Consider the following 17274-nt stretch of genomic DNA (forward strand, 5'->3'; position numbering starts at 1 on the left):
GCATGAACCCGCTCGCCACGATCGGCAGCGCATTCCTGGTGTTCCTGGTCGCCCTCGGGCGACTGGCGATGTTCGTCGGCAGTGCCGTCGGCCATTGCGTGCGGCCGCCGCTGTATCCGCGGCTGATCGGCCGGCAGTTCCTGGAGATCGGCTACTACTCGCTGCCCGTCGTCGGCCTGACCACGCTGTTCACCGGCATGGTGCTGGCGCTGCAGAGCTACACCGGCTTCTCACGGTTCTCGGCCGAAAGCGCGGTGGCCACCGTCGTCGTCCTGTCGATGACCCGGGAGCTGGCACCGGTGCTGGCCGGGCTGATGGTTGCCGGCCGGGTGGGTGCTGCGATGGCGGCCGAGATCGGCACCATGCGGGTCACCGAGCAGATCGACGCCCTGACCACACTTTCGACCAACCCGTTCAAGTACCTGATCGCGCCCCGGCTGATCGCCGCCACCGTCAGCCTGCCGATCCTGGTCCTGATCGGCGACATCATCGGGGTGTTCGGCGGCTATGTCGTCGGCGTCTACAAGCTGGACTTCAACGCCGGCAGCTATATCCAGTCGACCATCCAGTACCTGGAGCGGATCGACGTGGTATCGGGCCTGGTGAAGGCGGCGGTGTTCGGGTTCATCGTCGCGCTGATGGGCTGCTACCACGGCTACAACTCGCGCGGCGGCGCCCAGGGCGTGGGGGCCGCGACCACCAACGCCGTGGTGACGGCATCGATCATGATCCTGATCGCGAACTACGCGATCACCGAAATGTTCTTCTCGGGCTGAGAGGGCGAATGGCCGGGCAGCCGAAAATCCGCATCCGCGACCTGCACAAGCGCTTCGGGCCGAAGGTGGTCCTGAACGGCCTCGACCTGGACGTCGGGGTGGCCGAGTCCGTGGTGGTGATCGGTGGCTCCGGCACCGGCAAGTCGGTACTGCTGAAATGCATCCTCGGCCTGATGGAACCGGATTCCGGCACCATCGAGATCGACGGCCGCAACGTCGTCGGGCTGCCGCGCGCCGAGCGCGAGGCCTATATGCGGAAGTTCGGCATGCTGTTTCAGGGCGGCGCGCTGTTCGATTCCCTGCCGGTCTGGGAGAACGTGGCGTTCGGCCTGATCCAGGCGCAGCGCATGGACCGCCCCCAGGCCCGCGAGATCGCCCTGCAGAAGCTGGCCCAGGTCGGGCTGGGCGGGGACGTGGCGACGCTGTCGCCGTCGGAACTGTCGGGTGGCATGCAGAAGCGGGTCGCGCTGGCCCGCGCCATCGCGTCCGAGCCGGAGATCATCTTCTTCGACGAGCCGACCACCGGCCTGGACCCGATCATGGCCGACGTGATCAACGACCTGATCGTCAAATGCGTACGCGAACTCGGCGCCTCCGCGCTGTCGATCACCCACGACATGGCCAGCGCCCGCAAGATCGCCGACCGCGTGGCCATGCTGTACGAGGGCCAGATCATCTGGGCCGGCCCGGTCGCCGAAATCGACCGGAGCGGCAACGAGTTCGTCGACCAGTTCATCCATGGCCGGGCCGACGGCCCGATCCAGATGGCTGTCATGAGGCCGTAGGACCCACCATGGCGAAATCGTCCAGCCGGTACGTCTGTCAGGACTGCGGCGGCCTGCACCCCAAATGGGTCGGCAAGTGCGAGGCCTGCGGCGCCTGGAACACGCTGGTCGAGGAAGTCGTCGAGGCGGCGGCGCCGAAGGGCATGAAGCCCGGCGGCGGCCGGCGGCTGTCGTTCGTCGAACTGGACGGCAAGACCGCCGACACGCCGCGCCGGGTCACCGGCATGGGCGAGTTCGACCGGGTGCTGGGCGGCGGGCTGGTCGCCGGCTCGGCGACGCTGATCGGCGGCGACCCGGGCATCGGCAAGTCGACCGTTCTGCTGCAGGCGGTCGCCGGGCTGTCGGGCGGTTCGCGCTGCGCCTACGTCTCCGGCGAGGAGGCAATCGACCAGGTGCGCATGCGCGCGCGCCGGCTGGGTGTCGCCGGCGCCACCGTCGGCCTCGCCGCCGCCACCAACGTGCGCGACATCGTGGCCAGCCTGGAGGCCGCCGACGGCCCGGACGTGGTGGTGATCGATTCGATCCAGACCATGTATGTCGACGCCCTGGACAGCGCCCCCGGCACGGTCGCCCAGGTGCGGGCCTCGGCGCAGGAGCTGATCCGGGTCGCCAAGCGCCGCGGCATCGCTCTGCTGCTGGTCGGCCACGTCACCAAGGAAGGCACCATCGCCGGCCCCCGGGTACTCGAGCACATGGTCGACACCGTGCTGTACTTCGAAGGCGAGCGCGGCCACCAGTTCCGTATCCTGCGGGGCGTGAAGAACCGCTTCGGCCCGACCGACGAGATCGGGGTGTTCGAGATGACCGAGCGCGGGCTGGTCGAGGTCGGCAACCCGTCGGCCCTGTTCCTGTCCGACCGCCAGGACGACGTCTCGGGCGCCTGCGTGTTCGCCGGTATGGAGGGCACCCGGCCGGTGCTGGTCGAGATCCAGGCGCTGGTCGCTCCCTCCCCGTTCGGCACGCCGCGCCGTGCCGTGGTCGGCTGGGACTCCAACCGGCTGGCGATGGTGACCGCGGTGCTGGAGGCGCGCTGTGGCGTCAGCCTGGCCGGCAACGACGTGTTCCTGAACGTCGCCGGCGGCCTCAGGGTCTCGGAACCGGCTGCCGACCTGGCGGTTGCCGCGGCGCTGGTGTCGTCGCTGACCGGGGTGCCGGTCCCGAAGGGCAGCGTGGTGTTCGGCGAGATCGGTCTGGCCGCCGAGGTCCGAGCGGTCGCGCATGCCGAGACGCGGCTGAAGGAGGCCGCCAAGCTGGGCTTCACCAAGGCGCTGCTGCCGGCGTCCCGGCGAAAGGGCGCGGGGCCGGCCGCCGGCGGCATGGAACAGGTGGCGATCGCGCGCTTGCCCGACCTGGTCGAACTGCTGCACGACCCGGGCGACGACACCCGGTTCGGCCGGCGCGTCGTGTCGGGCTGAGGGACCGATGGACGCGCTGCCGATCAACATCACCGACCTGATCATCCTGCTGGTGCTGCTGCTGTCCGGCCTGCTGGCGTTCCTGCGCGGCTTCGTCGCCGAGGTGCTGTCGGTGGCGGCCTGGATCGGTGCCCTGTTCGTCGCCGTCTACGGCTATATCCACCTGCAGCCCTTCGCCCGCCAGCTGGTCACCGTCAACACAACGCTCGCCGACGCGCTGGCCGGGCTGGTGCTGTTTCTCACGGCGCTGATCCTGTTCTCCGTCCTGGCGCGCCTGCTGTCGCGCACCCTGTCGATGGCCGGTCTCGGCGCCCTCGACCGTACCCTCGGTTTCCTGTTCGGGCTGGCGCGGGGCGCCGCCCTGGTCTGCCTGGCCTACCTGCTGATCCTCTGGGCGGTGCCGGACCGCGACGATCATCCCGTCTGGCTGACCGAGGCACGGGCCCTGCCGCTGGTCGAGGAGGGCTCGGATCTTCTCTGGAGCCTGGTGCCGCCCCATCTACTGGACGAGGCCGACGCCGCCGCGGCGCGGGCCCGTCGCCAGGCCGAGGAGAAGGCCCGGCGAGAGTTGCACGAGAGGCTGCTCAGCCCCACACCGAAAGCCGATGCGCCGGACGCTTCGACCGGCTATAGTGATCGCGAACGTCAAGAGATGAACCGAGCGATCCAGGGCACCCAGTAAGCGGGTGCTTTCGCCATTTCAGGACCACCCTTCGCTCACCCAGGAAGCGGGACGGATGACGCTCAGCACCTCGCCCCTCAGTACCTCGCCCTACGACGACGACCACCTGCACGAGGAGTGCGGGGTGTTCGGGATCTTCGGAACCCCCGACGCCGGCGCACACACCGCTCTGGGCCTGCACGCCCTGCAGCACCGCGGGCAGGAGGCGACCGGCATCGTCGCGACCGACGGCGAGCACTTCAACGCCCACCGCGGGCTCGGCCATGTCGGCGAGAACTTCGGGGCCGACGCCCAGGTCAACGTCGCCCGTCTCAAGGGCTTCGCGGCGATCGGCCACAACCGCTACGCCACCACCGGCGAGACCGCGATCCGCAACGTCCAGCCGCTGTTCGCGGACTTCGAGTTCGGCGGCTTCGCGCTGTGCCACAACGGCAACCTGACCAACGCGCTGCTGATGCGCCAGCAACTGGTCCGCCAGGGCTGCATCTTCCAGTCGACCACGGACACCGAGATCATCGTCCACCTGATCGCCCGGTCGCGCCGCCGCACGGTGGTCGACCGCCTGATCGAGGCGATGAACCAGGTCGACGGCGCCTATGCGCTGGTCTGCCTGTCGAGTTCGGCCCTGATCGGCCTGCGCGACCCGAACGGGGTGCGTCCGCTGATCCTGGGCCGTCTCGGCGATACCTACATCATGACGTCGGAAAGCTGCGCGCTCGACATCATCGGCGCCGACTTCGTGCGCGACGTCGAGCCCGGCGAGCTGCTGGTGATCGACGCCGAGGGCCTGAAGTCCTACTTCCCGTTCCGGCCCGCCCAGCGCCGGTTCTGCATCTTCGAGTACATCTACTTCGCGCGTCCGGACAGCCTGGTCGAGGGAATCAGCGTCTACGCCGCCCGCAAGGCGATCGGCGCCGAGCTGGCCAAGGAGTCCGGGGTCGACGCCGACGTGGTGGTCCCGGTGCCGGATTCCGGCGTGCCGGCCGCCGTCGGCTATGCCAGCGCGGCGGGTATCCCGTTCGAGCTCGGCATCATCCGGAACCACTATGTCGGCCGGACCTTCATCCAGCCGACCGACCAGGTCCGCCACCTCGGCGTGAAGCTGAAGCACAATGCCAACCGCGCCCAGCTGACCGGCAAGCGGGTGATCCTGGTGGACGACTCGATCGTGCGCGGCACCACCTCGACCAAGATCGTCGAGATGGTCCGGCAGGCCGGCGCCCGCGAGGTGCACATGCGGATCGCCAGCCCGCCGACCACCCATTCCTGCTTCTACGGGGTGGACACCCCGGAGCGCGAGAAGCTGCTGGCCGCCCGCATGTCGGTCGACGAGATGGCCAAGGTCATCGGCGTCGACAGCCTGGCCTTCATCTCGATCGACGGGCTGTACCGTGCCATGGGCGAGCCGCGCCGCGAACCCGAGGCCGTGCAGTACTGTGACGCCTGCTTCACCGGCGACTACCCGATCGCCCTGACCGATCGCGACGGCGGCACCGCCGCCCGGCAGCTCTCGCTGCTCGCCGAAGCTTCCTGAGGCCATCATGACCGGACGTCTCGAAGGGCGCCTCGCCCTGATCACCGGCGCGTCGCGCGGCATCGGTGCCGCCGTCGCCGAAGCCTTCGCCCGCGAGGGCGCCCACCTGATCCTGGTCGCCCGCACCGTCGGCGGCCTGGAGGAGACCGACGACCGGGTGAAGCGGGCCGGCGGCAGCGCCACGCTGGTGCCCCTCGACCTGACCGACTATCCGGCGGTCGACCGGCTCGGAGGGTCGATCTTCGAGCGCTGGAAGAAACTGGACGTGCTGGTCGCCAATCACGGCAGCCTGGGCGTGCTGACCCCGATCGCCATGTACGACCCGAAGATGTGGGACGAGGTGATGGCGGCGAACCTGTCGGCGTGCCACCGGCTGATCCGCAGCATGGACCCGCTGCTTCGGCAGTCCGATGCCGGGCGGGCGGTCTTCGTGACGTCCAACGCCGCCATCGGCGAGCGCCCTAACTGGGGCGCCTACGCGGCCTCGAAGGCGGCGCTGGAGGCGATGGTGCGCAGCTATGCCGGCGAGACCCGGAAGTCCGCCTTGCGGGTCAACCTGCTGAATCCCGGCGCGGTCCGCACGAAGATGCGGGCGACGGCGTTTCCGGGCGAGGATCCGATGACCCTGAAGACGCCGGAGGACATCGCCCCGGTCTTCGTCGACCTGGCCGACCCGGCCTGCACCCGCCACGGCGAACGGGTCGACGCCCAGGGCTGACCGCCGCCGGACGCGAACCGGCTAGGCCTCCTCGCGAGCCTCCGGCTCGGGCGGTGGCTGAGCCGGCAACTGGACCAGGACCCGCGTGCCGGCGCCCGGGGCACTGTCTATCTCGATGGTGCCGCCGTGCCGCTCGACCAGGGTCCGCACGATCGCGAGCCCCAGGCCGACACCGGCCCGCTCGGCGTTCCAGGCCGAACCGCCCTGCCAGAACGGCTCGAACACGTGCGGCAGGTCCTTTGTCGGGATCCCGACCCCGAGGTCGGCCACCCGGATCTCGATACCGCCGCCGGCGATGCCGCGCAGCGACGTCGTGACCGACGATCCGCGCGGCGAGAACTTCACGGCATTGGAAACCAGGTTGACGACGATCTGACGGATCGCGGAGGGGTCGGCCACGATCCGGCCGGGTCGATCGACGTCGAGTTCCAGCGTCACGCCGGCGTCGTCGGCGGCCCGCTGGACCATGTCCTGCGCCTCGCGCACGAGCACCTCGGGCTCGATCTCGCGCGGCGACAGGCGAAGCTCGCCCTGTTCGATCCGCGACACGTCCAGCACGCGCTCGATGAGATCCTTGAGGTGCGTCGCGCTGGTGTCGATATGGGCGATGTATTCGGCGTAGCGGGTCGAGCCGATCGGCCCGAAGATCTCGCTGCGGATCACCCCGCTGAACCCGATGATGGCATTCAGCGGGGTGCGCAGTTCGTGGCTCATCTGGGCGAGGAACGCGGATTTCGCCCGGTCGCTGCGCTCGGCGGCATTGCGGGCCTCGACCAGGTCGCTCTCGATGCTCTTGCGTGCCGTCACGTCCTCGACCAGCAGCACCGCCCGGCCGTCGAGGCCGGCCGCCGACAGCGGCGACAGCACGCAATGCAGGACCATGGCCGCGCCATCGCCGGCCGGGCGCATGGTGGCGTCCTCGCGGACCGTTCGGCCGGCCCGTATCAGTGCCATCCGGGCCGCCATATCGGGGCCGGCGGCACCGGCAAGTACGTGCGGAACGGCCCCGATCGGGTCCGCCGGTCCGACCAGCCTGCAATAGCTCGCGTTCGCGAACAGGATCCGCCCGTCGGGCTCCAGGATGGCAATCCCGACCGGCGCCTGCTGGACCGCCATCTCGTATTCGCGCAGGGCCTCGACGAGATGGTCGTTGGCCGACTCGCGGTCCTGGATGCGCCGGCCAGCGTCCCATGCCGCGGCGTCGAGTTCCCGGAACTCCGCCGGCCCGGCCATCACAGGACGGTGATCCGGTTTGCCTTCGGCGATCCGGCGAAGCCGCTCGGCCACCAGTCCGATCGGGCCTTCGACCCCGAAGCGCCAGGCCACCAGCGTAAGCACCACCGCCGTCAATGCCATGCCGACCGTGACGAAGACGATCCGGTCGCGCATGGTCCGGGCCCAGGAGAACAGGGAATCGGTGGGAACCGAGACTGCCATCAGCCAGGGCGAGGACACCGCATCCAGTGGCTGCAGGTCGATCCAGTAGCGGCCCCCCGCGGTCTGGATCGATCCGAAGCGCGAGAGCCGCGCCGTCGCCAGCAGTTGCTGGAAGTCGGGGCTGGCCACCACCGGGCGGTCCGACAAGGCGGCCCGTCCGAACAGGCCGGGCCACCGTTCGGGATGATCCGGCATGGCGACGATCATGCCCTCGCGGTCGACGATGAATGCGGCCTCCGACCCGGCCGAGAGCTCCGTGAGCCGGTCTGCGAAGGAACTCAACCGGATGTCGACTCCGACCGCGCCCCACTGCCGGCGGTCCTCGGTCATGATGGCCACCGCCGCACTCACCCCGGTCTCCCGGGCGGTGTAGAACACGTAAGGCGCCGTCCACATCGCGGCATCGGCCTCGACCGCCGCCGAGAACCATGGCCTCACCCGCGGATCGAAGTGGTCGTCCGGGTCGCTCCAGGTCTCGACCAGTTGCAACTCGGCGTCCCGACGCCGGTAGGTCACCCGACGCACACCGTCGATGGACCGGATCTCCTTGACCAGATATCCGCCGCGACCGATGTCGCGCGCCACGAACAGGAAGTCACCGGCGGTCGATCCGAAGTAGAGCGAATCGATGGTCGGGTGCAGGCGCAGCGGCTCGGCCATGTACCGCTCGAGCGGCTCGAGGTCGGCCCAATCGAACGCCTCGTCGACGATCAGGCGCCCGAGGAACCGGGAAGCCTCCTCGGCCGGCGCCAGGAACAGATGGAACCGGTCGCTGGCGACCCGGCCCAGGTGGCGCATCGAGTCACGGGCGTTTTCCTCGATCCCCTCGGAGATCGAATGCCAGGTCGCTCCGACCACCAGTACTGCCGCCGCGAGTTGGACGCCGACAACCGTCAGGACCACCCACCACTTCAGCCGCACGCTCGACTCCGACGCGACCCCAGGACTGCACATACTGTAGATAGGACCAAGCCCCGTCGAGTCCGGTCGCGCCCACCGCAACCATTCCTCGAAGTCGCAGCCGATTGCCCGGGTCGCATGGTCCCTCGGTGTCGTCGGAACGAGGTCGACAGCCCGGCACGCACCGGCTTACGGCTCGCGACGCGTCATCTCCATGCCACGAATCGCCAGTTCCAGGTTCTGCAGGATCTGACGCAGCACCTTCGACTGGGACGCCGACTGGTTCTCGTACTGCAGCGCGAAGCGGATGCCTTCGGCGCGCGCCTTCAGCCGGGACAGCCGCACATCGCCCTGGCTCGCGGTATAGACCTTCGGCTTGCGCGCCACCGGAGCCGAGCGCACGGCCGCAAGCCGGATCGGCTTGCCGGCGACCGAGCGGTCGTAGGCCTGCGCCAGGTCCCCGATCGTGACCCTCTGCCCGGAATGCTGCCTGCGCTGTGTCATGCGCCCCCTGCCAGATCGTGTCCAACCGGCCTTGCAGATACCGTGCCATGGTAGCCCGTATCGGCGCGCATGCCACCCCGGCAGCGGAGGCGGAGTTCAGGACCGCGCCGGGCCGCCTTCGGTCTCAGTCGACGTAGGGGTTCTTGCGCTGCCGGAGGTTCAGGCGGATCGGCACGCCGACCAACCCGAACTCGTCCCGCAGCCCGCCGGTCAGGTAGCGGACATAAGAGTCGGGCAGCTCGGCGGCCTGGCTGACGAAGGCCGCGAAGGTCGGCGGCCGGGCTTTCACCTGGGTCATGTAGCGGATCCGCACCCGCCGGCCCTTGGCCAGCGGCGTCGGATGCGCTTCCAGCATGCCCTCGAGCCAGCGGTTCAACCGGGCGGTCGGCACCCGGGTGTTCCAGCGGTCGTAGGTCTCCAGCACCGCGTCCAGCAGCTTGTCGAGGTTGCTGCCGCGCACCGCCGACACCGGCACCCAGGGCACGCCGCGCACCTGCGTGAGCGAAGTGTCGAGCCGGTCCCGCAGGATCCGCGAGGCGCCGTTCTTGTCGCGGATCGTGTCCCACTTGTTGGCCGCGATCACCAGCGCCCGGCCCTCCTCCAGGGCCATCCGCGCGATGGTGAGGTCCTGCTTCTCCAGCATCATCTCGGCGTCGAGCACCAGCAGCACGACGTGCGCATACTTGACGGCGCGGCGGGTGTCGGCGGTGGAGAGCCGCTCCAGCTTCTCCGAGACCCGCGCGCGCCGGCGCAGGCCGGCGGTGTCGACCAGCTTGATCGGGCGGCCGCGATACTGCCATTCGACCTCGATGGCGTCGCGGGTGATGCCGGCCTCCGGACCGGTCAGCAGCCGGTCCTCCCCGATCAGCCGGTTGACCAGCGTGGACTTTCCGACATTGGGGCGCCCGACGACCGCCAGGCGGATCGGCCCGGCGTCCTCCTCCACGATCAGGTCCTCGTCGGCGTCCCCGTCGGCCTCCCCCTCGGCCGCCTCCGCCGCGGCCGCGCCGAAGAAGTCATCGTCGTCGGGTTCCGGGTATCCGTACTCGCCCTTCTCCTCCGCGAGCGCGCGCAGGATGTCGTACAGCTCGCCCATGCCCTCGCCGTGCTCGGCGGAGATCGGGACCGGATCGCCGAGGCCGAGCGCGTAGGATTCCGCGAGCCCGGACATCCCGGCCTTGCCCTCGCACTTGTTGGCCAGCAGCACCACCGGCGGCCGGACCTTGCGGAGCCAGTCGGCGAAGTGGGAGTCGAGCGGCGTGACACCGGCGCGGGCGTCGATCAGCATGAAGACGATGTCGGCCTCGTCGACCGCCCGCTCGGTCTGGCGCCGCATGCGCGCCTCGAGGCTGTCGTCGAAGGCCTCCTCCAGGCCGGCGGTGTCGATCACCCGGAACGACAGGTCGGCGATCCGGCCGTCACCCTCGCGGCGATCGCGGGTCACCCCCGGCGTGTCGTCGACCAGCGCGTGCCGGGTCCCGGTCAGGCGGTTAAAAAGCGTCGATTTGCCGACATTCGGACGTCCGATGACGGCGACCTTGATGGGCACCTTGCGGCCCTCCTCAACGGTACGCGTGCAGCGTGCCGTCGTTGCCCAGGACGTAGACGGTCCCTTCGGCGACGATCGGTGAGACATAGATCGGGTCGCCGACTTCGATATTGCCCAGCATCTCGCCGGTATAGGGCGAGATCGCGTACACGAAGCCGTCGGAGCTGCCGACCAGCAGGCGGTCGCCGACCAGCACCGGCCCGGTGTACTGGATCGGATCCTCGCGATCCTCCATGTCCCCGAACGGCGGCAGGCGATGCACCCAGCGGGCCCGCCCGTCGCGCCGCGACATCGCCACGACCTCGCCGTTGAGGCCGGAGACGAACAGGAAGTCGCCGGCCACCCACGGCATGTGGACGCTGCCGATCGGCCGTTCCCACACCCGGGCGCCGGTACGCAGGTCGATGGCCGCCATCCGGCCGGCGTGGCTCACCGCAAACGCCAGGTCGCGGTCGATCACCGGGTTGCCACGGATGTCGGCGAGCCGGGCGATCGCGCTCAGCGACCGGATGCTCGACAGGTTCTCGAGCCAGACCACCCGGCCGTTCTCGGCCAGCAGCGCGAACAGCTCGCCCGAGGAATACGGGGTCAGGACCGTCGAAGCCGAGACCGCCGGCGCGGCGCCGCCGAGCAACGCCGCGACCTCATTGATGCCGCGATGCTCCCAAAGCCGCCGGCCGTCGACCGCCGACAGGGCGATCGTCCGGTTCTCGATGGTGACGATGTAGATCTGGCCGTTGTACACCGTCGGCGCGCCGCGCACCGGTCCGGAAAGCCGGACCCGCCAGATCTCGCGTCCGTCCTCGACCGACAGGGCGATCGCCTCGCCGACACCGGTGGCGGCATAGAGCCGATCGCCCTCGATGGCGATGCCGCCTGGAACCACGGCGTCGTCGTCGCCGGTGTTCAGGCTCTTGGTCCACAGCGTGCGGCCGTCCCGCGCGTCGAGCGCCGTCAGGTCGGCTTCGGAATCCAGCGTGAAGATCCGGCCATCCACGACGACCGGCTGCGTCAGCAGAGCCTGCTCGTCATCGCCGCCGTCACCAATCGAGGTCGACCAGGCCTTCCGCAGCACGTCGCCGGCGGCCAGATGGCCGAGGTTCTTGGACGGGCTGCCCCCCGCCTGCGACCACGCCGCGTTCACACGCGGCGGCGGCAGCACCACCGGAACCGATTCGAACTCGGCGTCCGGCTTGATGGTCTCGTCGGCCGTCAGGATCGAGATCCGTTTGCCGGGCAGCGGCGTCTCGGAGTTCTCGCCGAAGAAACTGTTACCGCCACAGGCGGACAGCGCCAGCAGGGCCAGAACGGCGGCGGTCGGGGCGCGGCGGCGGGTGGAACCGGACATGGTCTGGGCTCCGACCGTCACCCGCCCAACGCCTTGACCATCTCGGTCGCCCTGGCGCGCAGCTGGCTGGGCGTCGACGGATCGTCGGCGAGCGACTTGTAGAGCTCCGCGGCCTTGCCGGCCTCACCGGCCTGCAGGCGGACCGCCGCCTCGGTCTCGACCGCCAGCGGCCGCCACGGGCGCCCGTCGGCCAGGGCCGGGCCGAGCTCGGCAATCAGCGTCGCCGCGTCGGCGGACCCGATGCGAAGCCGCACCGCCCAGATCCGCGCCAGCTCGCCATACGGCGCCTGGCCGTCGGCGGCGACTTTCTCGAACACCGCCAGGGCGGCATCTGTGTCGCCGGCCTCGGCCAGAGCTGAGGCCTCGCGCAACCGCGCCAGTGTGGCGTAGCCGCTGCCGGCATCGTCGGCCAGCTGGGCGAACGCTTCCGCGCCCTGCTTCGGGTTGCCTGAGGAAACCAGCTCGGCGGCCGCCTCGTAGCTGTCGCCGCGCTTGGCCTGGAGGTCGGTGCTGTAGCGGGTCCAGAACACGTTCCCTGCGACCGCCAGCACGACGCCGACGGCGACCGCGATCAGCCATCCGCCATAGCGTTGCCAGAGCTTGGCAGCGCGCTCCTGCTGGAGCTCCTCGTCGATCTCGCGGAAGATGTCGGCCACGTTGTGCTTCTCCTGATCGGCGGCCGGCCCGGCCACCGCTGGCTGCGGGCGCGCCACCGTAGCGAGCCCCCCATCCGAAATCAAACCGGGACGTCGTGCAGCGACGCTGCGCGGGGTTTACCCCAGCCGCGAATTCAGGAAAACTCCTTCTGTAACAATTCGGCAGTCGGGGGATTCGAATCAGCCGATGGACAATCTGATCCGCCTCCAAAGAGACCGGAAATCCCTCGGACATTTCTTCTTCACGCGCGGCGAGCTGGGCCAGCTCCTGTCGCTCTATGCCAGCCGGGTGGCGGCGGGCGAGTGGCGGGACTATGCGCTCGACCAGCTCGACGACATGGTATTGTTCTCGATCTTCCGTCACGCCCATGAGCGACCGCTGTACTCGGTCGCCAAGGTGCACCCGAAGGGCCAGCGCCGGCCGAGCTATACGCTGTACAGCGGCCCGAAGCGCCTGAAGACCAGCCAGAACCTGCGCGAGTTGCTGCTCGTGTTCGACAAGCTGCCGCGCCTCGTCACCGGCTGACGGGCCGCCGCGACGCGGACGCGGCCCGCCCGGCATCGGGCGGAGGACGCTTGTCCGCCCAGAATGTTCCTGTTATGTTCTCATTCCAACGGACGGACGAGGACGGTCGTGTCATGGGACGGATGAAGCGGGAGCTGATCGATCGCGAGGACCATGCGCTGCAGTCGGCGCGGCTTGCGGACCTGCTGCGCGGACAGGTCGCGGTGTTGTGCTGGTGCAATCGCTGCGGCCACCGGGCCGAGGCGCCGGTGACCCTGCTGGTGGCGCAGCTCGGGCCCGAGTTCCCGGTGCCTGAGATCGGCACCCGGATGCGCTGCGGCTCCTGCGGGTCCAAGGATGTCGCGACCCGCCCGGCCTGGGCGGCCGAGTCGTCGGGAGCCCGGACGGCGGTCCCGCAGACGGCGATCCCGCAGATGGCAACCCCGCAGGCGACGCCGCACGCTGCCATGGCGCCGCGGGCGGCGGTCGGCTAGGCACCGGAACGCCGCCGCACCGGGCAAAATCTACCGAGCGGAAATCGCCGCCCGGCCGACCCGGCCGGATCCCGGCGCCACCGCCCCGAGAATCTAAGGACTTGCGCGGGACGGCCCCCGGCACGGGGGTTGCAGATCGGGGAAGCGGAAACGCCGTCACGGCAATCCGCTCCGACAACCCCCGAATGGAGGCGCCTCCGCCATGCCGTCACCCGCCGCCAAGCACCGCCGGCCGTCCGAGCGCCGGCGCGACCGACGGATCGAAGCTCCCATGACCGTCGTCATCGGCAACACCCCCTACGCGATCGGCGACTGGAGCCTCGGCGGCGCCCGGATCGTCGACTATGCCGGATCCCTGACGCCGGGCGACGTCGCGCAGCTGCGCGTGCTGGTCCCGACCGCCGGTCCCGGCGCGTTGTTCCGCACCGATGGACGGGTGCAGCGGGTCGACGCAGAGTCCGGGTCGCTCGGCCTGGAGTTCGAGGCGCTCGACACCGTCGCCTTCGCCACGCTGAACCGGTATTTTCGGGAACGCGTGTTCCGGGGCCATGCCTGACCTCGGGACGGGACAGCGACCATGACCGCCGAGCGACGCATGCGCCGACCGACCACCCCCTCCGCCATGGCCAGCCGGGCAACAGCCCGGCCGACCGCCGCGCGCCTGCCGGCCGACCCGGCGGAGGAGCCCCGGAACGGCGGCAACGAACCGCTGTTCCCGAGCCTGCGGCGGCGACCGGCCGAGGAGCGTGCCGACGAGATCGTCGAGGCCCTGAAGGATGCGATCCTGAACCCGGGCCGGCTCGACGGCAGCACCGGCATGGCCTACTCCGACTGGTCCAAGGAGGCCCGCAAGCGGATCATCCGCGCGGTCCGCGAGGCCGAGGCCTCGGCCTCGATGCGCGAGCTCATGTCGGCGCACCGGATCGGCGGCATGTGCCTCAGGGTCGGCTTCATGCTGCTGGCGTCGCTGATGTCGTTCACCGCCTTCTGGTACGGCATCGTCCACATCTGGCGTGCCTATGGTCCGGCCTGGGGCCTGGGCGCCACCTTGTCCGCCCTCGGCCTGTCCTTCGCCTTCGTGGTCTCCGGCCTGCTGATGAGCAGCAGCGACATCGAGGAGATGCGCAGCAAGATCCGCGACCGCTTCGGTGCCGACGACTGATCCCGGCCGACGCTGGTCCGTGGCGGGCGGCCGGTAGCGGACGCCCCGTAGCGAGCCGATTGCCGGTCGGGGGCGGCGGCAGCTATCGTCGCCGGCAAGCAACCGACACATCGACCCGACCGGGAGACGCCTCCATGAAACTCGACCTGACCGGCAAGCGCGCGATCATCAGCGCGGGCGGCGCCGGAATTGGCCGCAAGACCGCCGAGGTCTTCGCCGCCGCCGGCGCCCGCGTCGTGGTCTGCGACCTCGACATCGACGCCCTGGAATCCGCCAAGGCCGAGATCCCCGGGCTGGCCGGCTCTACCTGCGACGTCGGCGACGCCGCGGCCTATGAGGATTTCCTCGACGGCGCCATCGAGCGTCTCGGCGGGCTCGACATCATGGTCAACAACGCCGGCACCGCCGGCCCGACCGCGCCGGTCGAGGAGGTCTCGCTCGAGGACTGGACGGCCTGCCTGGCCGTCAACATGACCAGCGCCTTCCTGGGAACCCGCAAGGCGGTGCCGGCGCTCAAGAAGGCGGGCGGCGGCAGCATCGTCAACCTGTCCTCGGCCGCCGGCAAGTTCGCCTTCCCGATGCGCAGCCCCTACTCGGCCGCCAAGTTCGGCATCGTCGGCTTCACCCGGACCTGCGCGATGGAACTCGGCCAGCACGGCATCCGGGTCAACTGCATCCAGCCGGGCCCGGTCGAGGGCGCGCGCATCGACCGGGTGATCCGGGCCAAGGCCGAGGCCCAGGGCATCTCCGAGAACGCCATGCGCGACCAGATGACCTCCGGGACCCATCTGCGGTCCTTCGTCACCGCCGGCGACATCGCGCACCAGATCCTGTTCCTGTGCTCGGATGCAGGCCGCCGCATCACCGGCCAGGCGCTGAGCGTGGACGCCGGCCTGGAAGGCCTCATGTAAGCCGCGGATGGTGTGGGCGCTCGCCCGGTTGCTGCTGTCCGTCGCGCTGCTCGCGGCGACACCGGCACGGGCGGAACCGGGGGCGGCCGGCGACCCGGTCGGCGAGGCGGTCGCCTCGCTCAACGCCGCGCGGGTCGGGCAAGGCCTCGCCCCGGTCCGGGAGAGAACCCAGCTGTCGGCCGCCGCGCGTGTGCACATCGCCGACATGGTGCGGCGCGGCTATTTCAATGCCGACCCGCCGGGCCGCGCGGCCTTCCGGGACTGGTTCGTGAAGACCGGCTTCGTCCCCGGTGCGACCCGCATCATCGTGACCGCCGGCGCCCCGGACGCGGCGCTCCTGATCGAGACCCTGCTCGACGACGGTCCGTTCCGGGAGATCCTGCTCGACCGCCATGCCGGCGAGATCGGCATCGGCCATCGCGGCGCCGCCTACCGGGCCGGACGCGAGCAGGTCACCGACACCTGGGTCATGGTCGTGGCCCGGACCCGCTACGACCCGGTGCCGAACGCCGTCGACGGCCTGGTGCGGGCGGTCAACCGGGCCCGCGCCGCGCGAGGGCTGGCGGCGGTGATGCCGGCGCAGGAACTGGCGGCGGCGGCGATGGCCCACGCCCGCGACATGGTGGCGCGAGGGTACTTCGGCCACCACTCCCCCGATGGCCAGGACGCCGGCGACCGAGCCCGCGGCCAGAACTACCGCTATCGCAGCGTCGGCGAGAACCTGGCGGCCGGCGGCACCGATCCGGAGGATGTCGTCCGGGACTGGACCGACAGCCCCGGTCATGCCGCCGTCATGTACGACCCCGGCTTTCGGGAGATCGGCGTCGGCTACCTGCCCGGCCCGGTCACCGAGCCGACCCGCAGCCTCGGCCAGATCTGGGTGGCGGTGTTCGGGACCCGCCGGTAGCATGGATCGGCGGTGTCCCGTTGGCTATCCGACCGCGCTGCAATCGATCATTCGAAGTACTTCTTCGGCGCGAGCGCCTGGGCCTGGAAGATGCTCCGGACGCCCTTCGGGATCGGAACCGGAACCCGGACCGGGACATCCACCAGCTTCGGCGCAATCACCACATTTCCCGACAGAATGGTTCCGTACATCTGCTCCAAGGTCGTCTTGCTCGCCGCCAATGGCCAGGCGTTGCCGGCGATGGCCGGAAAGACGAACATCCGCCGATCGGCATCAGACCGGTTTCGGTCGGATCCGTGAACGAGCCGGACGTGATGAAAGCTGCACGATCCGGCCGGGCCGGTCATCGGAACCATCGCATCGCTCTGCCGCCGGATCACGTCGGGATCAATCACGCCGACGAACTCGCCATTCGAGTGGTGGTCGTAGACCGGTCCTCGATGCGACCCCGGAAGCACCTGGATAGGCGCATTGTCCAGCGTGACGTCGTCGATGAACACGCTCACGGTCAACAGGCTGTCGTTCGTGTATGGATTGAAGGCCCAGTCCTGATGCCACTCCACCGCGGTTCCCACCCGGGCCGGCTTCATATTGATCTTCCCCGCCCCCCTTCGAATGTGCTTCCCCAACAGAATTCGAAGTATCGACAGCAGACGCTCATCCTGAACGAACGCCTGAAATGCCGGATAGTCCAGAGGGTTAATCAGTCTTCTTATCGGATTCCTTCCGCCGTCGTCCTCGGTTTCCAGATCCAGCTTTGGTGCACTTTCACCCGTCTGGTCGACGATATCCGACAACGCCTGGCGCATACTCTTCACTTCGTCGGAAGAGAAGAGAGACTCCACAATCAGGAATCCAGACTCCTCATAGCGTAACCGGCTCTCTTCGGAAATCATCTGGCTCTCCTCGCGTGACCGTACCGGGAACGTGTTGGGCGGAATCCGCGCGGCGGGAATACAGGCGATCTTCGGATGGTTCCCCGGCACCGGCT

18 protein-coding genes are annotated in these 17274 nt (G+C 69.7%); 12 read left to right on the forward strand and 6 right to left on the reverse strand.

The window, feature by feature from the left end; all coding sequences use genetic code 11:
• Nucleotides 1–2: 2 nt before the first annotated feature.
• The 6 genes from RIC31_RS01405 to RIC31_RS01430 are packed head-to-tail and all read left to right on the forward strand — an operon-like array spanning nt 3 to nt 5910.
• Complete coding sequence (locus tag RIC31_RS01405; protein ID WP_350100303.1) at nt 3–776, forward strand: MlaE family ABC transporter permease; 774 nt, start codon at nt 3–5, stop codon at nt 774–776.
• A gap of 8 nt (nt 777–784) precedes the next feature.
• On the forward strand, nt 785–1561 hold the full coding sequence (locus tag RIC31_RS01410; protein ID WP_350100305.1) for an ABC transporter ATP-binding protein: 777 nt from the start codon (nt 785–787) through the stop codon (nt 1559–1561).
• 8 nt (nt 1562–1569) lie between these two features.
• Nucleotides 1570–2976, forward strand: coding sequence for a DNA repair protein RadA (gene radA / locus RIC31_RS01415; protein ID WP_350100307.1), 1407 nt, complete (start codon nt 1570–1572; stop codon nt 2974–2976).
• Nucleotides 2977–2983: 7 nt separating this feature from the next.
• Nucleotides 2984–3658, forward strand: coding sequence for a CvpA family protein (locus RIC31_RS01420; protein ID WP_350100309.1), 675 nt, complete (start codon nt 2984–2986; stop codon nt 3656–3658).
• A 55-nt stretch (nt 3659–3713) separates the two neighbouring features.
• Nucleotides 3714–5192, forward strand: coding sequence for an amidophosphoribosyltransferase (gene purF, locus RIC31_RS01425; protein ID WP_350100311.1), 1479 nt, complete (start codon nt 3714–3716; stop codon nt 5190–5192).
• A 7-nt stretch (nt 5193–5199) separates the two neighbouring features.
• A complete protein-coding gene (locus RIC31_RS01430; RefSeq protein ID WP_350100313.1) occupies nt 5200–5910 on the forward strand; it encodes an SDR family NAD(P)-dependent oxidoreductase in 711 nt (236 codons plus the stop codon).
• 21 nt (nt 5911–5931) lie between these two features.
• On the opposite strand, the gene RIC31_RS01435 is transcribed toward RIC31_RS01430, so the two are convergent.
• The 5 genes from RIC31_RS01435 to RIC31_RS01455 form a co-directional block, all read right to left on the reverse strand.
• Complete coding sequence (locus RIC31_RS01435; protein ID WP_350100315.1) at nt 5932–8268, reverse strand: sensor histidine kinase; 2337 nt, start codon at nt 8266–8268, stop codon at nt 5932–5934.
• A 168-nt stretch (nt 8269–8436) separates the two neighbouring features.
• Nucleotides 8437–8751 (reverse strand): hypothetical protein, encoded by a 315-nt coding sequence (locus tag RIC31_RS01440; protein WP_350100317.1) that lies wholly within the window; start codon nt 8749–8751, stop codon nt 8437–8439.
• Nucleotides 8752–8875: 124 nt separating this feature from the next.
• On the reverse strand, nt 8876–10300 hold the full coding sequence (gene der / locus RIC31_RS01445) for a ribosome biogenesis GTPase Der (RefSeq protein WP_350100319.1): 1425 nt from the start codon (nt 10298–10300) through the stop codon (nt 8876–8878).
• 13 nt (nt 10301–10313) lie between these two features.
• Complete coding sequence (locus RIC31_RS01450) at nt 10314–11648, reverse strand: outer membrane protein assembly factor BamB family protein (RefSeq protein WP_350100321.1); 1335 nt, start codon at nt 11646–11648, stop codon at nt 10314–10316.
• A 17-nt stretch (nt 11649–11665) separates the two neighbouring features.
• A complete protein-coding gene (locus RIC31_RS01455) occupies nt 11666–12304 on the reverse strand; it encodes a tetratricopeptide repeat protein (RefSeq protein WP_350100323.1) in 639 nt (212 codons plus the stop codon).
• A gap of 187 nt (nt 12305–12491) precedes the next feature.
• On the opposite strand from RIC31_RS01455, the gene RIC31_RS01460 reads away from it, so the two are divergent.
• The 6 genes from RIC31_RS01460 (at nt 12492) to RIC31_RS01485 (ending at nt 16283) form a co-directional block, all read left to right on the forward strand.
• Nucleotides 12492–12830 carry a DUF2794 domain-containing protein gene (locus tag RIC31_RS01460; RefSeq protein WP_350100325.1) on the forward strand — a complete coding sequence of 113 codons (339 nt, stop codon included), beginning with the start codon at nt 12492–12494 and terminating at the stop codon, nt 12828–12830.
• A 113-nt stretch (nt 12831–12943) separates the two neighbouring features.
• Entirely contained in the window at nt 12944–13303 is a 360-nt protein-coding gene (locus tag RIC31_RS01465; RefSeq protein ID WP_350100327.1) for a hypothetical protein, read from the forward strand.
• 202 nt (nt 13304–13505) lie between these two features.
• Nucleotides 13506–13859: a PilZ domain-containing protein gene (locus tag RIC31_RS01470; RefSeq protein ID WP_350100329.1), complete on the forward strand. Its 354-nt coding sequence runs from the start codon at nt 13506–13508 to the stop codon at nt 13857–13859.
• A gap of 21 nt (nt 13860–13880) precedes the next feature.
• Nucleotides 13881–14465 (forward strand): hypothetical protein, encoded by a 585-nt coding sequence (locus RIC31_RS01475; protein WP_350100331.1) that lies wholly within the window; start codon nt 13881–13883, stop codon nt 14463–14465.
• 134 nt (nt 14466–14599) lie between these two features.
• Entirely contained in the window at nt 14600–15376 is a 777-nt protein-coding gene (locus RIC31_RS01480) for an SDR family oxidoreductase (protein ID WP_350100333.1), read from the forward strand.
• Nucleotides 15377–15383: 7 nt separating this feature from the next.
• Entirely contained in the window at nt 15384–16283 is a 900-nt protein-coding gene (locus RIC31_RS01485; RefSeq protein WP_350100335.1) for a CAP domain-containing protein, read from the forward strand.
• 47 nt (nt 16284–16330) lie between these two features.
• Here RIC31_RS01485 and RIC31_RS01490 read toward each other — a convergent pair whose 3' ends face one another.
• Nucleotides 16331–17179 carry a phytanoyl-CoA dioxygenase family protein gene (locus RIC31_RS01490; protein WP_350100337.1) on the reverse strand — a complete coding sequence of 283 codons (849 nt, stop codon included), beginning with the start codon at nt 17177–17179 and terminating at the stop codon, nt 16331–16333.
• Between the last annotated feature and the right edge of the window lie 95 nt (nt 17180–17274).

Origin of the sequence: Thalassobaculum sp. (assembly GCF_040219615.1) — a bacterium.
Taxonomy (GTDB): Bacteria; Pseudomonadota; Alphaproteobacteria; order Thalassobaculales; family Thalassobaculaceae; genus Thalassobaculum_A.